The 423-nt window shown below is 67.1% G+C and carries 1 pseudogene; it reads right to left on the bottom strand.

Annotation, left to right across the window (positions count from 1 at the left end):
• Nucleotides 1–423: pseudogene (locus EOA60_RS37115) on the bottom strand (MFS transporter); the annotation flags it as partial.

The raw sequence follows: 423 nt of genomic DNA, 5'->3' as shown, positions 1-423 counted from the left end.
GGCCACGCCTGCAGCCGCGTCACGATTGAGGCCTTGCGAGAAGCCGCTGGCGTTGGCGACGATGCCGGCAAGGGCCGCGCCCACCGCGTAGCCGATCCGCTGCATGGTCGGCACGGCGGCGGAAGCGATCGTCTGCTCGCCGTCGCGGGCCGAAGCGACGATGACGCGCGTCAAGAACGGCCAGCAGACGCCGAAGCCGCCGCCCTGCAGCAGAGCGCAGAGCAGGATCAGCGGGATCGAACCTGCGGGGATGGCGTAGGCGAAACTGGCAAGACCGGAGGCGATCATCAGCGCGCCGACGACGATGATCAGTCTTTCGCGTTCCAGCGGCGCATTGGCGATGAGGATCGACAGGATCGACCAGGCGATGGATTCGGCGGCGATGATATAGCCGGTGGTCAGGATCGGAATGCCGTGCAGCGT

This window comes from Mesorhizobium sp. M1A.F.Ca.IN.020.06.1.1 (assembly GCF_004023265.1).
Taxonomy (GTDB): Bacteria; Pseudomonadota; Alphaproteobacteria; order Rhizobiales; family Rhizobiaceae; genus Mesorhizobium.
This window is presented reverse-complemented; position numbering and strand designations above follow the sequence as displayed.